This window comes from Achromobacter sp. Marseille-Q0513 (assembly GCF_018195695.1).
In the GTDB taxonomy this organism is placed as follows: domain Bacteria; phylum Pseudomonadota; class Gammaproteobacteria; order Burkholderiales; family Burkholderiaceae_B; genus Achromobacter.
On sequence record NZ_JAGTJY010000391.1, the window covers coordinates 1 to 942 of the forward strand.

Sequence of the window (942 nt, forward strand, 5' to 3'; positions counted from 1 at the left end):
GTATCACTGCGGTTTGCGCCTAGCCCTGACGTCTATGGATGAATTTCGTCAGGCGCACGCATCTACGGGACAGCACACTAACGGGCGGCGGCCCGGCCGCGCCGCCATTCCACCAGGCCGATGCCCATGCCGCTGGCGCAGATCACGGCGATGCCCAGCCAGGTCAGCGGGTCCGGGAAATGGCCCCAGACCAGCCAGCCCACGGTGGTGGCGCTGATGATCTGCAGGTAGATGAATGGCGCCAGCGTCGAGGCCGGCGCGCGCCGGTACGCGGCGATCTGGAACAGGTGGCCCAGGCCGCCGGTGATGCCGGTGGAGATCAGCAGGCTCCAGTCCAGCAGGGACAGCTCGCGCAGCACCGGCAGCGCGGGCGGCAGGATGAAGGGCAGGGCCAGGGTCAGGCAGGTGGTGCCGACGGCGCCGCTCCAGATCAGCGAGGTGAACGGGTCGTCGCCGGCCACGCGGCGGGTGGCGATGAACTGGGCGGCGAAGCAACAGGCGGTGAGCAGGCCGAACAAGGTGCCGGTGGGGTCCAGGCCGCCGCCAGGCCGGATCACGATGATGACGCCGACGAAGGCGATGCCGGCCGCCACGAAGCGCGACAGCCGCGCGGGCTCCTTCAGGATCCAGGGCGCCAGCGACAGCACCAGCAGCGGCGCCAGGAAGTTGATGGCGGTGGCCTCGGCCTGGGGGATGTAGCTCAGCGTGGTGAAGAACATGAGCGTGGCCAGGAACATCGAGGCGCCGCGCACCAGCTGCTCGCGCGGGCGCACGCTGCGCAGCACGCCCAGGCCGCGCGCCGGCAGCACCAGGGCCAGCACCAGCACCAGATGCACGGCATAGCGGAACCAGGACAGCAGCAGCAGCGGCACGCCCGCGTTCATGACCCACTTGCCGCTGGCGTCCAGGCAGGACAGCGTCCACATGGACAGGACCAGCAGC

1 protein-coding gene is annotated in these 942 nt (G+C 70.1%); it reads right to left on the bottom strand.

The window, feature by feature from the left end:
- Positions 1-77 precede the first annotated feature (77 nt).
- The coding region (locus KDH83_RS30845; RefSeq protein ID WP_249205469.1) for a DMT family transporter at positions 78-942 on the bottom strand (865 nt) is incomplete at its 5' end.